13 protein-coding genes and 1 tRNA gene are annotated in these 13890 nt (G+C 47.4%); 2 read left to right on the forward strand and 12 right to left on the reverse strand.

Translation table 11 applies throughout. The features are described from left to right. Positions 1–75 precede the first annotated feature (75 nt). On the forward strand, positions 76–879 hold the full coding sequence (locus tag KAI36_RS17465; RefSeq protein ID WP_220025571.1) for a DUF4352 domain-containing protein: 804 nt from the start codon (positions 76–78) through the stop codon (positions 877–879). 267 nt (positions 880–1146) lie between these two features. On the opposite strand, the gene KAI36_RS17470 is transcribed toward KAI36_RS17465, so the two are convergent. The 11 genes from KAI36_RS17470 to lspA all read right to left on the reverse strand — a co-directional run bounded on the left by KAI36_RS17470 (position 1147) and on the right by lspA (position 12399). After that, positions 1147–1220: transfer RNA gene (locus tag KAI36_RS17470), tRNA-Ile, on the reverse strand. A 124-nt stretch (positions 1221–1344) separates the two neighbouring features. Beyond that, positions 1345–1509: a hypothetical protein gene (locus KAI36_RS17475; RefSeq protein WP_014282411.1), complete on the reverse strand. Its 165-nt coding sequence runs from the start codon at positions 1507–1509 to the stop codon at positions 1345–1347. 147 nt (positions 1510–1656) lie between these two features. Beyond that, positions 1657–2298 (reverse strand): orotate phosphoribosyltransferase, encoded by a 642-nt coding sequence (pyrE, locus tag KAI36_RS17480; protein ID WP_013311063.1) that lies wholly within the window; start codon positions 2296–2298, stop codon positions 1657–1659. Continuing rightward, positions 2295–3089 (reverse strand): orotidine-5'-phosphate decarboxylase, encoded by a 795-nt coding sequence (gene pyrF, locus KAI36_RS17485; protein WP_276572448.1) that lies wholly within the window; start codon positions 3087–3089, stop codon positions 2295–2297. The genes pyrE and pyrF overlap by 4 nt, the downstream gene beginning before the upstream one ends. Positions 3090–3156: 67 nt before the next feature. Continuing rightward, a complete protein-coding gene (gene carB / locus KAI36_RS17490) occupies positions 3157–6372 on the reverse strand; it encodes a carbamoyl-phosphate synthase large subunit (protein ID WP_220025572.1) in 3216 nt (1071 codons plus the stop codon). A 1-nt stretch (position 6373) separates the two neighbouring features. Next, positions 6374–7510: a glutamine-hydrolyzing carbamoyl-phosphate synthase small subunit gene (carA, locus tag KAI36_RS17495; protein WP_071641736.1), complete on the reverse strand. Its 1137-nt coding sequence runs from the start codon at positions 7508–7510 to the stop codon at positions 6374–6376. A 60-nt stretch (positions 7511–7570) separates the two neighbouring features. Continuing rightward, on the reverse strand, positions 7571–8893 hold the full coding sequence (locus tag KAI36_RS17500) for a dihydroorotase (protein WP_220025573.1): 1323 nt from the start codon (positions 8891–8893) through the stop codon (positions 7571–7573). Between the two features lie 59 nt (positions 8894–8952). Then, entirely contained in the window at positions 8953–9867 is a 915-nt protein-coding gene (locus KAI36_RS17505) for an aspartate carbamoyltransferase catalytic subunit (RefSeq protein WP_023989427.1), read from the reverse strand. Beyond that, entirely contained in the window at positions 9864–10430 is a 567-nt protein-coding gene (pyrR, locus tag KAI36_RS17510; RefSeq protein ID WP_220025574.1) for a bifunctional pyr operon transcriptional regulator/uracil phosphoribosyltransferase PyrR, read from the reverse strand. The genes KAI36_RS17505 and pyrR overlap by 4 nt, the downstream gene beginning before the upstream one ends. A gap of 504 nt (positions 10431–10934) precedes the next feature. Continuing rightward, positions 10935–11906 carry an RluA family pseudouridine synthase gene (locus KAI36_RS17515; protein ID WP_220025575.1) on the reverse strand — a complete coding sequence of 324 codons (972 nt, stop codon included), beginning with the start codon at positions 11904–11906 and terminating at the stop codon, positions 10935–10937. A 1-nt stretch (position 11907) separates the two neighbouring features. Then, positions 11908–12399, reverse strand: a complete 492-nt coding sequence (gene lspA, locus KAI36_RS17520; RefSeq protein WP_220025576.1) for a signal peptidase II — start codon at positions 12397–12399, stop codon at positions 11908–11910. A gap of 236 nt (positions 12400–12635) precedes the next feature. Here lspA and KAI36_RS17525 point away from each other — a divergent pair, with 236 nt between their 5' ends. Beyond that, positions 12636–13370 carry a TraR/DksA C4-type zinc finger protein gene (locus KAI36_RS17525; protein WP_025718631.1) on the forward strand — a complete coding sequence of 245 codons (735 nt, stop codon included), beginning with the start codon at positions 12636–12638 and terminating at the stop codon, positions 13368–13370. Positions 13371–13392: 22 nt separating this feature from the next. Here the strand turns inward: KAI36_RS17525 and KAI36_RS17530 are convergent, their stop codons facing one another. Beyond that, positions 13393–13785 carry a DUF5665 domain-containing protein gene (locus KAI36_RS17530; protein WP_230486204.1) on the reverse strand — a complete coding sequence of 131 codons (393 nt, stop codon included), beginning with the start codon at positions 13783–13785 and terminating at the stop codon, positions 13393–13395. Between the last annotated feature and the right edge of the window lie 105 nt (positions 13786–13890).

A 13890-nucleotide genomic window follows, 5' to 3' on the forward strand; every position in this document is an offset into this window, starting at 1 on the left:
AATATTTATAGAAAAATATATCTAGTTCTGATAGACTATTGCTACTATATTTTTATACTGGAGGATATTGGGTTCATGAAAAATAAAGCTTTTTTCTCTCTTTTGGGTGCTTTTATTATTTTTATATCGGGATTAACAGCATGTGGAGTATCATCAAGTAAAGATCATTCATTATTATCTAAAGAAGAATTTGAACAAATGTACGTCAATGCTGATCAGTTTGAAGACCGCTCTATTGATTTTTATGGACAAATCACTAATGGTCCTAAGGAGAATAGAAATGGAATTTATGTTCAAGTGAATGCTGATCCGAAAAATAATGAAAAAAACACTTTTGTTTACGGAGATAGTTTCTCCAGCTTCTCTAATGCAAAAGAGAATGATTTTATCCACGTAACCGGTACTGTCATAGAAAAATATCGTTATAGAACGACCCACGGCAACTACACCTCGGCTCCTGCCATCTCGGCAAATAAAATAGAAAAATCTATGTTTATCGATCCTACATTGAGCACTATAGAAGTAAATAAGTCAATAAAACAAAAGGGCTATATCATGACTCTTCAAAAAGTCGAGTTTGCTGAAGAGGAAACACGGATTTATATGGCAATCGAAAACAAATCTAAAAACACGATAAATTATTATGACTTCTATACTAAATTGGCTCAAGGAAACAAACAATACGAACCAGTGACTGATAGTGTAAGTTATACTTATCCTGCGCTACAGTCTGAAATACTACCTGGTATGAAGACAGAAGGAATTCTGACATTCTCAAAAGTAGACTCTTCTACGGACTTAACCTTAATTGTAAAGGGGTCTGCAGAGGATTTTTCCATTGAATATAATCCGTTCAAGTTTAAAATCTCAAAAAAATAGTCTTTTGGGAGCTTCTCCTAGCGTATAGATTGCATCCCCTAGAATAGATATTGTTCCCCACTGGGTAGTTTAATATATTCTATTCTAAGGGGGCATTCTTCATGGCAATGAAAGATTAAAAAAATCAAATCACATTTAGAAGAAGTGAAGAAAGAGAAGGTTCGCTGCAAATTATAATCGTTCCCTCATAAAGGGGCTATTTCTCTCCATTTTCTCACCCTCTATAAACGACAAAAAACCCTTGCTACGCAAGGGTTTTTGAGGAAATGGGCCCTGAGGGACTCGAACCCCCGACCAATCGGTTATGAGCCGACCGCTCTAACCAACTGAGCTAAGGGCCCTCAAAAAAATATGTATATTCACGTTACATATTCATAACAGCAACGTTAATTAATATACAACATTTTCTTGTGTTTCGTCAATAGCCTTTCGAAAATTTTCTTTTTAAAAAATATTTTCGTGGACTTACGGAATAAATCGGACACCATAACGACCTTTGCGCGAGCGGTACACCTCCACTGCGCGGGGATCATTGTAGCCATACATCCAGCCGTCGTGCTCCAACCTTTTTGCCAGACATCCTGCCTGAAATTTAGTCGTGTACAGTCTGCCATAGTAAATCCAATACATCCGAGCTCCCTCTTTTCACATGATGGTAGGAGTTAGTGTAACCGGATCGAATTCGATTTACACGGCCTGAGCCATAACAATCTACAATGGTTAGCAACGAGTACGAATCGCTCTAATCATTAGCTCTGTTGGCCCCTATAGCTCATCTTATTTGCCAAAGGAAGCCGGATCCTGACGCCAGGAACGCAGCAGTTCCATCTCTTCTTCCTGAATAGTTCCTTCACGCAAGGCAACGTTCATCAGGGCTGTATAATTGGACAGGCTTTGCAGCTCCACACCTGCTTCTTCAAAGGCTTGAGTCGCTTTATCTAGCTGGTAGCTGAAAATAGCTAGTACCGCTAACGGCTGAGCGCCTGCTTGTGCTACGGCCTGTGCTGCTTTAATGGAGCTGCCTCCTGTAGAAATGAGATCCTCGATGACCATAACCTTTTGTCCTGCGCTGATGCGGCCTTCAATTTGGTTCTCTTTCCCATGTCCTTTGGCTTTGTCCCTCACATAGGCCATTGGCAGATTTAGCTTTTGCGCCACCCAGGCCGCATGAGGAATCCCTGCTGTAGCTGTCCCTGCAATGACTTCGGTTTCGGGATATTGCTCACGAATGAGGGCAGCAAATGAGTCTGCGATCAGCTCGCGTACCTCCGGGTAGGACATGGTCAGACGATTGTCACAGTAGATTGGCGATTTAATGCCGGATGTCCATGTAAAAGGCTGTTGCGGGCGCAATGCCACCGCCTGAATACGTAACAGATGGGATGCGATTTGCTCGGGGATACTATTGAATGTGGTCATACTTGTATCATCTCCTCAATAATGTGTTCCGCTGCGGCACGTGGGTCTGCTGCTGCAGTGATAGGACGTCCAACAACAATGTAGCTACTGCCTTGGGCAATGGCTTGCCCAGGTGTAAGCACACGCGACTGATCGCCTGCAGCACTACCTGCAGGGCGTATGCCAGGAGTTATCGTCTTAAAGTCTGATCCACATACAGCACGAATGGCAGGCACTTCCAAAGGTGAAGCTACCACACCATCCAGTCCCGCCTCACGCGTCAGTTGTGCGTAACGAACCACTGTATCCTGTACCGTGCCAGGAATACCCAACTCCTTATTCATAGTCGTCTGATCCGTGCTGGTCAGCTGTGTGACTGCAATAATGAGCGGCATGGAAAGCGAGCTGTCTGCGGAAATAGCTGCTTCTGCACCTGCTTTAGCGGCTGACATCATATTAACGCCCCCAGCAGCATGTACGTTGAACATATCCACACCTAGGCGGGTAATGCTTTCTGCCCCTCCCCGCACCGTGTTAGGGATATCATGCATTTTCAAATCCAAAAATACGGAGTATCCTCTGGACTTTAGCTGTTCTACAAAAGCTGGCCCTGCATTATAAAACAGTTGCATACCTACTTTTATATAACAGGGAATCCCCTCTAGCTGCCGAATTAACTGCTCAGCCTGTTGTGCATTGGGATAATCTAGTGCAACCATCAGCCGTCCTGCCATCTGCTGAAATGCTCCATTCACCGTTCTACATCCCCTTTTCACGTCAATTCGGGTACATTTGCCCGTGATAAAGGACATCCGTCAGCCGAAGCTGATGAATGTCCTTCCCTGTGCTACTTATTTCCCCACATCTATTCGTAACGCATTAGTTACTCAGGACCGGCATGGATTCGGATGTGAAATTGATCGTTTCCAGCATTCTTAGCAAAGCGCGTACTGTATCCAGTGAGGTCATGCAGACAATGCCATTCTCAACCGCTTCGCGGCGGATACGGAATCCATCACGTTCTGGCGTTTTGCCTTTGGTCAGCGTATTGAAGACAAAGTTGGCTTCACCCGTACGGATCATATCCAGGATGTTCGGGTTACCTTCGCTCAGCTTGTTGATCGTGTTCACTGGAATATTGGCCTGCTTCATAGCAGCCGCCGTTCCACCTGTTGCAATAATTTTATAGCCCAGTCTGTAAAAGCCCTGCATCAACTCAACAGCTTCTTCTTTGTCCTTATCTGCCACTGTAATGATGATTGCTCCAGTGGACGGAATTTTCATGCCAGCCCCCACAAGTCCTTTGTACAGTGCTTTGGCATACTGAATATCGCGTCCCATGACTTCACCTGTCGATTTCATTTCCGGACCCAGCGTCGGCTCTACACGGCGCAGTTTGGCAAAGGAGAATACCGGAACCTTAACCGAGACATAATTACTTTCAGGCCATAGACCTTCTGAATAACCTGCATCTTTAAGCTTACCGCCCAAAATAGCCTGTGTGGCCAGATTCGCCATCGGGATATTTGTTACTTTACTCAAGAAAGGAACCGTCCGCGAGGAACGAGGGTTAACCTCGATCACGTACACCTGGTCTTGATGAATGACAAACTGGATATTTACCAAACCGATCGTTTTTAATTCTTTGGCGATGCTGATTGTAATTTCCACAATTTTTTGTTTCAGCTCGGCAGACAAGTGCTGTGGTGGATACACCGCGATCGAGTCACCTGAGTGAACCCCGGCCCGTTCTACATGCTCCATTATGCCTGGTACCAGTACTGTCTTGCCGTCGCAGATAGCGTCGACCTCAACTTCTTTACCCAGCATATAACGGTCGATGAGCACCGGATGCTCTGGATTGATTTTAACTGCTTCTTCCATGTACCGCAGCAATTCCGTATCTGAGTACACGATTTCCATAGCGCGCCCGCCCAGAACGTAGGATGGACGTACCAGGACTGGATAGCCTAGCGCCTGTGCGGTTCCTACTGCTTCATCTACCGATGTGACCGTGTTGCCTTTAGGCTGTGCGATAGCCAGACGAGACAAAAGTTGCTCGAACTTTTTCCGGTCTTCCGCTTCATCGATACTTTCCAGACTCGTACCCAAAATATTCACGCCTGCCGCACTCAGCGGAGCTGCAAGATTAATGGCCGTTTGACCACCGAACTGGACGATAACCCCAATCGGTTTTTCCTGCTCGATGACATTCATTACATCTTCGAAGAAGAGCGGTTCAAAGTAGAGGCGGTCGGATGTGTTAAAGTCCGTAGATACCGTCTCCGGGTTGTTATTGATAATCACTGCTTCGTAGCCCGCTTTTTGAATAGCCCATACCGCATGTACGGTGGAGTAATCAAATTCAATCCCTTGCCCGATCCGAATCGGTCCGGAGCCGAGTACGATAACTTTCTCTTTGTTAGATGGAATCACTTCATTTTCCACCTCGTAAGAGGAGTAGTAGTACGGAGTTGTGGCTTCAAACTCGGCTGCGCACGTATCTACCATTTTGTAGACCGGACGCAGGTTTTGAGCTAGACGGAATTCACGTACCTCACGCTCGGTTGTCATACTGTCTTTTTGGCCCATACTGCGAATCTCGGCGATAGAGCGGTCGGTAAAACCTTTACGTTTGGCCTGATAGAGTGTTTCGTAGGTCAGCTCAGACTCTCCAGCGATGATGGCTTCGAACTTGACGATTCCCTCTACCTTATCGAGGAACCACCAGTCAATTTTCGTCAAATCTTGAATCTCCTGCTGCTGCCAGCCGCGACGGAACGCCTCAGCTACCAAGAACAAACGCTCATCATCTGCTTTAATCAGGCGATCCTTGAGCACGTCATCAGACAGCTGTTCGGCTCCCTTAAGATGCAGACGGTTTACACCGATTTCCAACGACCGTACCGCTTTATGGATGGACTCTTCGAATGTGCGTCCGATGGCCATGACTTCACCTGTTGCTTTCATTTGCGTGCCCAGCTTGCGGTTGGCAGAAATGAATTTGTCAAATGGCCAGCGTGGTATTTTGCTCACGATGTAATCCAGTGTTGGCTCAAAGCAAGCATACGTTTGTCCCGTTACCGGATTCACAATTTCATCCAACGTATAGCCCAGTGCAATTTTGGCAGCCATTTTAGCAATCGGATATCCGGTTGCCTTAGAAGCCAGCGCCGAGGAGCGGCTTACGCGCGGATTTACTTCAATTACATAGTATTGATAGCTGTGCGGATCAAGCGCAAACTGTACATTACAGCCGCCTTCGATATTGAGGGCGCGGATAATTTTCAGAGAAGCGGAGCGCAGCATTTGGTATTCGCGATCTGACAGCGTCTGACTCGGAGCTACGACGATACTGTCACCAGTATGCACGCCGACTGGATCAAAGTTCTCCATATTACAAACAACGATGCAGTTATCATTGCCGTCACGCATGACCTCATACTCGACTTCCTTCATACCTGCGATACTTTTTTCCACCAAACATTGTCCGATTGGACTGTATCTTAAGCCAGAGCTGACGGTTTCACGCAGTTCTTCTTCTGTAGAGCAGATACCACCGCCTGTTCCCCCTAGTGTATAAGCAGGGCGAACGATAATTGGATAACCGATTTCATTAGCAAATTCTAACGATTCTTCTAAGGTTGTTACAATTACACTCTCTGGTACAGGCTGTTCCAACTCGCGCATCAAATCACGGAACAGATCACGATCTTCAGCTTGTTCTATCGAATTCAGTTGAGTTCCCAGCAGCTTGACGTTTTCACGCTCCAGCACTCCGGCGCGAGCCAGTTCCACTGCCATATTCAGACCTGTCTGTCCTCCCAGCGTAGGAAGCAGACCATCTGGACGCTCTTGACGGATAATCTGTGTTACAAAATCAAGTGTAATCGGCTCGATGTATACTTTGTCTGCCATGTTGGTGTCTGTCATGATGGTTGCCGGATTACTGTTGATCAGTACTACCTCGACGCCTTCTTCTTTGAGCGCTTGACAAGCTTGTGTACCAGCGTAATCAAATTCTGCTGCCTGACCAATAACGATAGGACCGGAACCGATCACAAGTATTTTTTTAAGTTCTGTATTTTTCGGCATATTAGCGCTCTCCTCTCACTGCGGCGGCGATAGCAGCCTGACGCGGTTGCTTTGGATGATTTCTTTTGTGCTCACGGATCATGTCCAGAAAACGGTCAAACAGGTAGCCATTGTCGTAAGGTCCTGGTGCAGCCTCTGGATGATATTGAACCGAAAACGCGGGATACTTGGTATGTTTAAGACCTTCAATCGTTTTATCGTTGTTATTAATATGCGTCACTTCAAGCTCAGTTCCTTGGATCGAATCCTCATTTACCGTGTAGCCGTGATTTTGCGATGTGATAAAGCAGCGTCCGCTCTCCAGTTCTTTCACCGGATGGTTACCACCGCGATGTCCGAATTTCAGCTTTTCCGTATCCGCTCCCGAAGCTAAAGCAAACAACTGGTGTCCCAAGCAAATTCCGAAAATCGGGTATTCCCCTAACAGTTCAGCTACCGTACGAACGGCATGGGGTACGTCTTTTGGATCTCCAGGGCCGTTAGACAGCTGGATACCGTCCGGGTCCAAGCGGCGAATTTCCTCAGCCGTCGTATCATGTGGTACGACAACCACATCGCAGTCCCGTTTATTCAGTTCGCGCAAAATGCCGCTTTTTGCACCGTAGTCAATCAATACAATCCGCTCTCCGTTGCCAGGACTGCTGTACGGATGAGGTGTGGAAGTCATAGGAACCTGATTACGCAATTCTTCAATGGTAAGGTCAGACATCATTTCTTTCAGTTCTTCCAGCGGCTGGGAACCAGTCGTCAAAATGCCCTTCATTGTGCCGTGATGGCGAATAATCCGGGTAAGCATGCGGGTGTCGATGTCGCTAATGCCAATGATGCCATATTCCTTCAGCAAATCGCCCACGCTGTATTGTGCACGCCAGTTGCTTGGCGCCGGCTCGTAATGTCGAACAGCAAAGCCATGGACATAAGGCCTTACCGATTCAAAGTCATCCCGAGTAATTCCGTAATTGCCAATCAGCGGGTAAGTCATCGTTACGATTTGTCCGCAATAAGAGGGATCAGTCAGCACCTCTTGATAGCCTGTAATCCCTGTGTTGAAAACGACCTCGCCTGTTTTTTCACCTTCCGCACCAAATGATGTGCCTGTAAACAGCGTGCCGTCCTGAAGTAACAATCTTGCCTGCATCCCGTCTCACTCCTCTATATTGTTTCCTGCTATTAGGTTCTATTTTTTTAGTGGTTCTATTTATTTTGCTTCGTCAGCAGACCATACCAGTTTGCCGTCTACCCAAGTTTTCACGGGCCAGCCTTTGAGCTTCCAGCCTGTAAAAGGAGTGTTGCGCCCTTTGCTGGCAAACGTTTGCGGATCAACTGCCTGCTCCTGCTCCAGATCAATCATGGTCAGGTCAGCTGGAGCCCCTTCTTCCAGGCGTCCCGTATCAAGGCGGAAGACACGCGCTGGATCAGCAGTCATACGACGCACTAGAAAGTCCAGCGTCCACTGTCCGGTAGCTACGAATTTTGTGTACAACAGCGGGAAGGCCGTCTCAAATCCAACGATTCCGAATGGCGCCAGTTCCATACCTCTTGCCTTCTCTTCCTCACTGTGCGCTGCATGGTCGGTTACGACGATGTCAATCGTACCGTCTTCCAGTCCCTCGATGCATGCCTGCACATCACGTGGGGAGCGGAGCGGAGGATTCATTTTCCAGTTCGCATCCAGCCCAGGGATGTCCTCATCTGACAATACCAAGTGATGTGGGCATACCTCAGCCGTTACCTTGATGCCAAAAGATTTCGCGTGGCGGATTAACCGCACTGACTGCTCCGTGCTGACATGGCATACATGATAGTGTGCCCCGGTTGCCTCGGATAGTAAAATGTCTCGTCCGACGTGAATGGCTTCGGATTCGTTCGGAATGCCTTTAAGTCCGTGGCGCTTGGCAAATTCGCCGTCCGTCACCGCCGCTCCTTCAACAAGCGTATTATCCTCACAGTGTGCAATAACCGGCATATCCAGTGCTTTGGCCCGCGCCATGGCATCCTTCATCATTTGCGCGCTTTGCACCCCGACACCATCGTCAGTAAAGCCGATTGCACCCGCTGCTTTGAGCGCTTCAAAATCTGTCAGCTCACGCCCCAGTTCGTTTTTCGTAATGGCTGCGTAAGGAAGAACCTTGGCAAGCCCGGCTTCCTGTCCCTTTTTCAATACCAGCTGGACTGTGTCCACATTGTCAGTCACTGGACGTGTGTTTGGCATGCAGGCAATCGTCGTAAATCCGCCTTTCACCGCCGCACGGCTGCCCGTTTCAATCGTTTCTTTATATTCAAAGCCAGGTTCTCTCAGATGCACATGCATGTCGATTAAACCGGGGATGACCAGTTTTCCATGGGCGTCGATTTTTTCAACTTCGCGTTCCTGCTCAGATGCCCCTTCTTCTATAAGTAGGCTGACTCCAGCATCTGCATTTGCGATAGCCAAAATTTTTCCGTCGGCGATTAGGATGGATTTCAATTCAGCCTCGCCCTGCTCGTTCAATACGCTTGCATTCATTATTAATTGTTTCATCTGAAATATTCCTCCGCTCAGTTTTCTGCAACTTTTTCCCACGATCCTACTGACAGCTTCTACAGCTTCATTGCCCGTTCCATAACCGCCATGCGGATTGGAACCCCGTTTGCCATTTGCGGAAAAATTCGCGATTGTTCGCTTTCCACAACTGCACTATCAATTTCCACATTCCGATTCACTGGAGCTGGATGCATGATAATCGTTCCGGGCTTCAGGTTCGCTGCTCTTTTCTCTGTCAAACCGTACTGCTCTCGATACTCATCCGCTGAGCGCAACATCCCTTCAGCATGCCGTTCCAGTTGTACCCGAAGCATCATGACCACGTCCGCCTGTAGTGCCTCTTGCATCGGAACATAAGGCGCGTACGCCGCAAGATCAGGTGCTTGCATATTATCAGGAGCGCAGAAGCTAACCTTGGCTCCGAATTTTTGCAAGGCCCACAGATTCGAGCGAGCGACACGGCTGTGCAGAATGTCTCCTATGATGGATACTCTCAAGCCTTTAAGCTCACCGAAAGTTTTGCGCATGGTGTACAGGTCCAGCAGAGCCTGCGTTGGATGCTCATTGTTGCCGTCCCCCGCATTAACCAGTGGGACACTGACCTTCTCAGCGAGCTCTTGCAGCACCCCGGCTGGCTTTAACCGGATGACTCCTGCATCAATGCCCATGGATTCGAGCGTACGTACTGTATCGTAAATGGACTCCCCTTTTTCCACACTGGAAGCCGCAGCGGAAAAGTTCAAAACCTGGGCGCCCAGCCGCTTCTCTGCCATTTCAAAAGAAAAGCGGGTGCGAGTGCTGTTTTCAAAAAACATGTTGGCCGCAAAGCGTGATTGCAGTACTGGAACCAGTTTTTCTGGTTGAGACTCCCAATAATGAGCGCGATCCAGAATGGACTCGATTTCATTTCGACTAAGTTCCTTTAACCCGAGCAGGCTACGTTCTTTAAGTTGACTGGCTGTTGTGATCATAGCTGTTCCCCCCGGTTCTGAATGATTGTCACTTCGTCCTTACCGTCCGTCTCTTGAAGGGCTACTACGATTTCCTCAGATTTGGAGGTCGGGATGTTCTTGCCGATGTAATCCGGACGAATCGGAAGCTCACGGTGTCCGCGATCCGCTAGCACTGCCAGCTGAATCATTTGCGGTCGTCCGCAGTGCATCAATGCATCCATCGCCGCGCGGATGGTGCGGCCTGTATACAGCACATCGTCAAAGAGAATGACTTTCTTATCATGAACCGATACGTCAGCAGGATTCATCAAAAGCTCTTTTCCATTTCCTTTAGCTTCGGCTACGCTACTCCGGTCATCCCGGTAAGCTGTGACATCCAGCTCTCCCCATGGAATTGGCGCGCCTTCAATCTCAGCAATTTTTTCAGCCAGGCGTTCTGCCAGATGAACTCCGCGTGTTCGAATACCAACTAGCACACAATCGTCAATACCTTTGTTTTTCTCCAAAATTTCATGTGCAATCCGTGTCAATGCCCGACGAATCGCAATTTCATCCATCAGTACATGTGTTTCATTACTCATGCTTCCAGCCTCCTCAGGTGATGTTCCCTTCAGACCTGGTCCCGTGTTCGGATACAAAAAAGACTCCTTGCCCAAGTTTGGCAAGGAGTCTCGTGTGAACAGTCTTCTACTGTTCTCCGATCTCTCGGACACACTGAAGACATACCGCCGCAGCGGATGCACTGATCAGTGATCCATTCACGTTACCTTGCCAGCCTCACGGGACTGATTTAAAGGTGCTATTCAGGATTTCCTTTGTCCTGCTTCTCATAGTGTGAGATGGTTAGCCATCTCTTGGACAAAGTTCATCGCAACTACAAGAAGTATGACAGATTGAAAATCGTGTGTCAACACCCGTTCAACCGGAACCACCGGAAGCACTCTAATAATTATACAACTTCATTGTATAATTATCCATAGTTGTTTTTACCCATACCTTATCCCACAATAAAAAAACCGCCATTTAGGCGGTTTAACTTAATAATTTATTCAGGTTTGTGAATAGGAATGCAAATTATCATTGTTTTAGCGACTACGCAAGGATGCTAACACATCCTCCATATCAGGAGGGATCGGTCTGTTGAATTCCATGTATTCTCCAGTGGATGGATGCTTAAAGCCCAGTACCGCCGCATGCAGCGCCTGACCATCCATACGAACCCCTTTGCTACGCCCATACATAGGGTCGCCAACCAATGGGTGTCCAATAAATTTCATGTGAACACGAATTTGGTGTGTGCGTCCTGTTTCCAATTGAAGTTCAAGCAGGGTATAATCCCCCAAGCGTTCAATGACGAGAAAATGGGTGACTGCATGCTTGCTGTTACGTTCCGTCACTGTGAACAATTTGCGATCACCCGAATCGCGGCCAATCGGAGCATCTATCGTTCCCTGATCGTGGCTCAAATGACCGTGAACTAAGGCTATATATTTCCGAGTCACACTATGATCCTTAAGCTGTGCTGCAAGTGATGCGTGAGCCTGATCATTTTTAGCCGCCATCAGCAGTCCTGATGTATCCTTATCAATACGGTGAACAATACCAGGACGTAATTCCCCGTTGATGCCGGAAAGATCGTGGCAGTGGTACATCAGTGCGTTAACCAATGTTCCCGAAGAGTGTCCCGGTGCAGGATGCACAACCAGACCACGTTGCTTGTTAATAACAATAACATCCGAGTCCTCGTAAACGACATCCAACGGAATATTTTCCGGTACAATATCTACACTTTCTGGCTCCGGTACCGATAATACAATACGATCTCCTTCAGCCAGCTTGTAGTTCGCCTTGATCGCCGTACCGTTCACCAGCACCCGACCATTTCCGATCCACAGCTGTATCTGAGAACGAGACACTTCCTTCATTTCTTCAGCGATATATTTGTCTATACGTGTTTTGGCATCCCCGGAATCCGCTGTCCATTCCAGAGATTCACTCTCCAGTTCGTCCTCATAAGACAGACCTGCGGCTTCGCCGTTTTCATTCACTTCGCTCATGCTATGACTTCCCTTCAATGCTATCATTGCCATTTCCCTTTTCCCGACGCGATTCCAGCAATGTATCCAAAATAATCAGTGCTACACCGATGACAATCGCCGAATCTGCCACATTAAAAATGGGGAACGTATAGCTTCCAAAATTAAATTGTGCAAAATCAACTACTTCCCCTGAAATAGCTCGATCCAAAAAGTTACCGACTGCTCCCCCCAGCACCAAACTTAGCGCAACAGGAAGTAGCTTTTGTCCAGCCTTGACTGTTTTTCGCAGGTACCAGATGATACCAATCACCACTACAATTGTAATCACGATAAAAAGCCAACGTTGACCTTCCAAAATCCCAAAAGCGGCTCCACGATTACGATGGGAGGTGATTAAAAAGAAATTGCCGATGACTGGTATTTGCTCGTACAATTCCATCCGTGTAGCCACCAAATATTTAACTCCCTGATCAATCAAAAAAATAATTAGCGCAATACCAAAATAAATCACAGTCCTTCGTCACTCCGATCCGCTTATATCCGTTGTTGAACCCATTTATTGTAGCATAAGCGTTCTCAGATCGTCCACGAAACCCGCAAGCTATCAAGCACTGATCATCCATAAAATGAACTCCTTCGCATTTGATTAGAATTTCCTATGTAAAAGAGGTCTTCCCGGTGCAAACTACAAGGAGCATACTCGACACAACGCATGCGCATGTAAACCTAGAACAAGGAGAGGATTCCATGTCCCCATTGACGGAACAACAATTGCAGGGCTTGCGTAACGAACTGCTGGAACGCAAAAAAGAAATTGAGCATCGTTTGCAGGACAACGGCCATTACGGACTCGGCGATTCCCAACGCGATCAAACCGGCGAGCTTTCTCCTATTGATAACCACCCAGGAGATCTGGCTACCGAAACCTACGAGCGAGCCAAGGATATTTCCTTGCTGGAGCACGACGAATTCCAATTAGAACGCATCGAATCAGCTCTGATGGCCATGGAAAAGGGGACGTATGGCATTTGTGCCGCCAGCGGTAAACCCATTCCCTATGAGCGCCTACTGGCTGTTCCCTATACCATTTACTGCAAAGAGTACAGTCCCGAAACAGAAGTGTCTAACCGCCGCCCAGTAGAGGAAGAATTTCTCGCTCCCTCGTTCGGCAGAACGAGTCTGGATGAGCGGGATGATCAAAACGGCTTCGACGGTGAAGATGCTTGGCAGATAGTCGAAAATTGGGGCACCTCTAACACACCAGCCATGGCCGAAAGTGGAGAAATCCACAGTTATGATGATATGGAAATTGAAGCAGGCGACGATAATATGGGCTTCGTAGAACCATACGAAAGCTTTGTTGCTACTGACATTTATGGACAAAATGTTTCCGTTATTCGTAGTTCCATTTATCAGCGTTATATCGAAGATGGCGAGGGCGAAGGTCTACTGGAGCCGGATACGCACGAAGACGAATCGTGAACATCAAAGTGGAGATCGCTGCCTAATAGGTAGTAAGCTCCAATTGTCGTTGTACAATCCGTACAATATCAGCGATATAATCACCGATAATCGGCAAATTCAACGCTCCGAGCACTTGCAGCACATAAATAATGGTAGCGGCAAAAAAAGTAAAACCTAGCGCGATGCCGATTCCCCGGGAAACGCCTGATATTAGATTTAGCCAGAGTAATCGCCAAGGCTTATTCAGCAGCAAAGCATAATCTGCAATACGTGTCCGTTCCATCTGCTCTGACACAGCACGTATCAGCTTTTCAACACGACTTAATTGCTCTGCCTGATTACCTGTTTTGCTTTTATCTGCGGCTACGGCAGCTCCCTCTCCGTTCATCCCTCGGAGACTTCTCCCCTGTCTACGCCTTGATCGTGCCGTCATATGCACAATCCCCCTTTTCCCATGGCTGCCCTGAACGCAGCAAACGAGCCGAAGCACGTAACGGAGAAAAACCGTTTTCGATGCTTAGGCTCGTTTTTATATGCT

It is taken from the genome of Paenibacillus sp. S02 (assembly GCF_019454065.1).
Lineage (GTDB): Bacteria > Bacillota > Bacilli > Paenibacillales > Paenibacillaceae > Paenibacillus > Paenibacillus polymyxa_B.

Coding starts and splice junctions, on each gene's coding strand:
- KAI36_RS17465 (WP_220025571.1), top strand. CDS start 76: ATGAAAAATAAAGCTTTTTTCTCTCTTTTGGGTGCTTTTATTATTTTT.
- pyrF (WP_276572448.1), bottom strand. CDS start 3,089: ATGTCCTTTATCACGGGCAAATGTACCCGAATTGACGTGAAAAGGGGA.
- KAI36_RS17530 (WP_230486204.1), bottom strand. CDS start 13,785: ATGACGGCACGATCAAGGCGTAGACAGGGGAGAAGTCTCCGAGGGATG.
- KAI36_RS17515 (WP_220025575.1), bottom strand. CDS start 11,906: ATGAGCGAAGTGAATGAAAACGGCGAAGCCGCAGGTCTGTCTTATGAG.
- carA (WP_071641736.1), bottom strand. CDS start 7,510: ATGCAGGCAAGATTGTTACTTCAGGACGGCACGCTGTTTACAGGCACA.
- KAI36_RS17475 (WP_014282411.1), bottom strand. CDS start 1,509: ATGTATTGGATTTACTATGGCAGACTGTACACGACTAAATTTCAGGCA.
- pyrR (WP_220025574.1), bottom strand. CDS start 10,430: ATGAGTAATGAAACACATGTACTGATGGATGAAATTGCGATTCGTCGG.
- pyrE (WP_013311063.1), bottom strand. CDS start 2,298: ATGACCACATTCAATAGTATCCCCGAGCAAATCGCATCCCATCTGTTA.
- KAI36_RS17505 (WP_023989427.1), bottom strand. CDS start 9,867: ATGATCACAACAGCCAGTCAACTTAAAGAACGTAGCCTGCTCGGGTTA.
- KAI36_RS17525 (WP_025718631.1), top strand. CDS start 12,636: ATGTCCCCATTGACGGAACAACAATTGCAGGGCTTGCGTAACGAACTG.
- KAI36_RS17500 (WP_220025573.1), bottom strand. CDS start 8,893: ATGAAACAATTAATAATGAATGCAAGCGTATTGAACGAGCAGGGCGAG.
- carB (WP_220025572.1), bottom strand. CDS start 6,372: ATGCCGAAAAATACAGAACTTAAAAAAATACTTGTGATCGGTTCCGGT.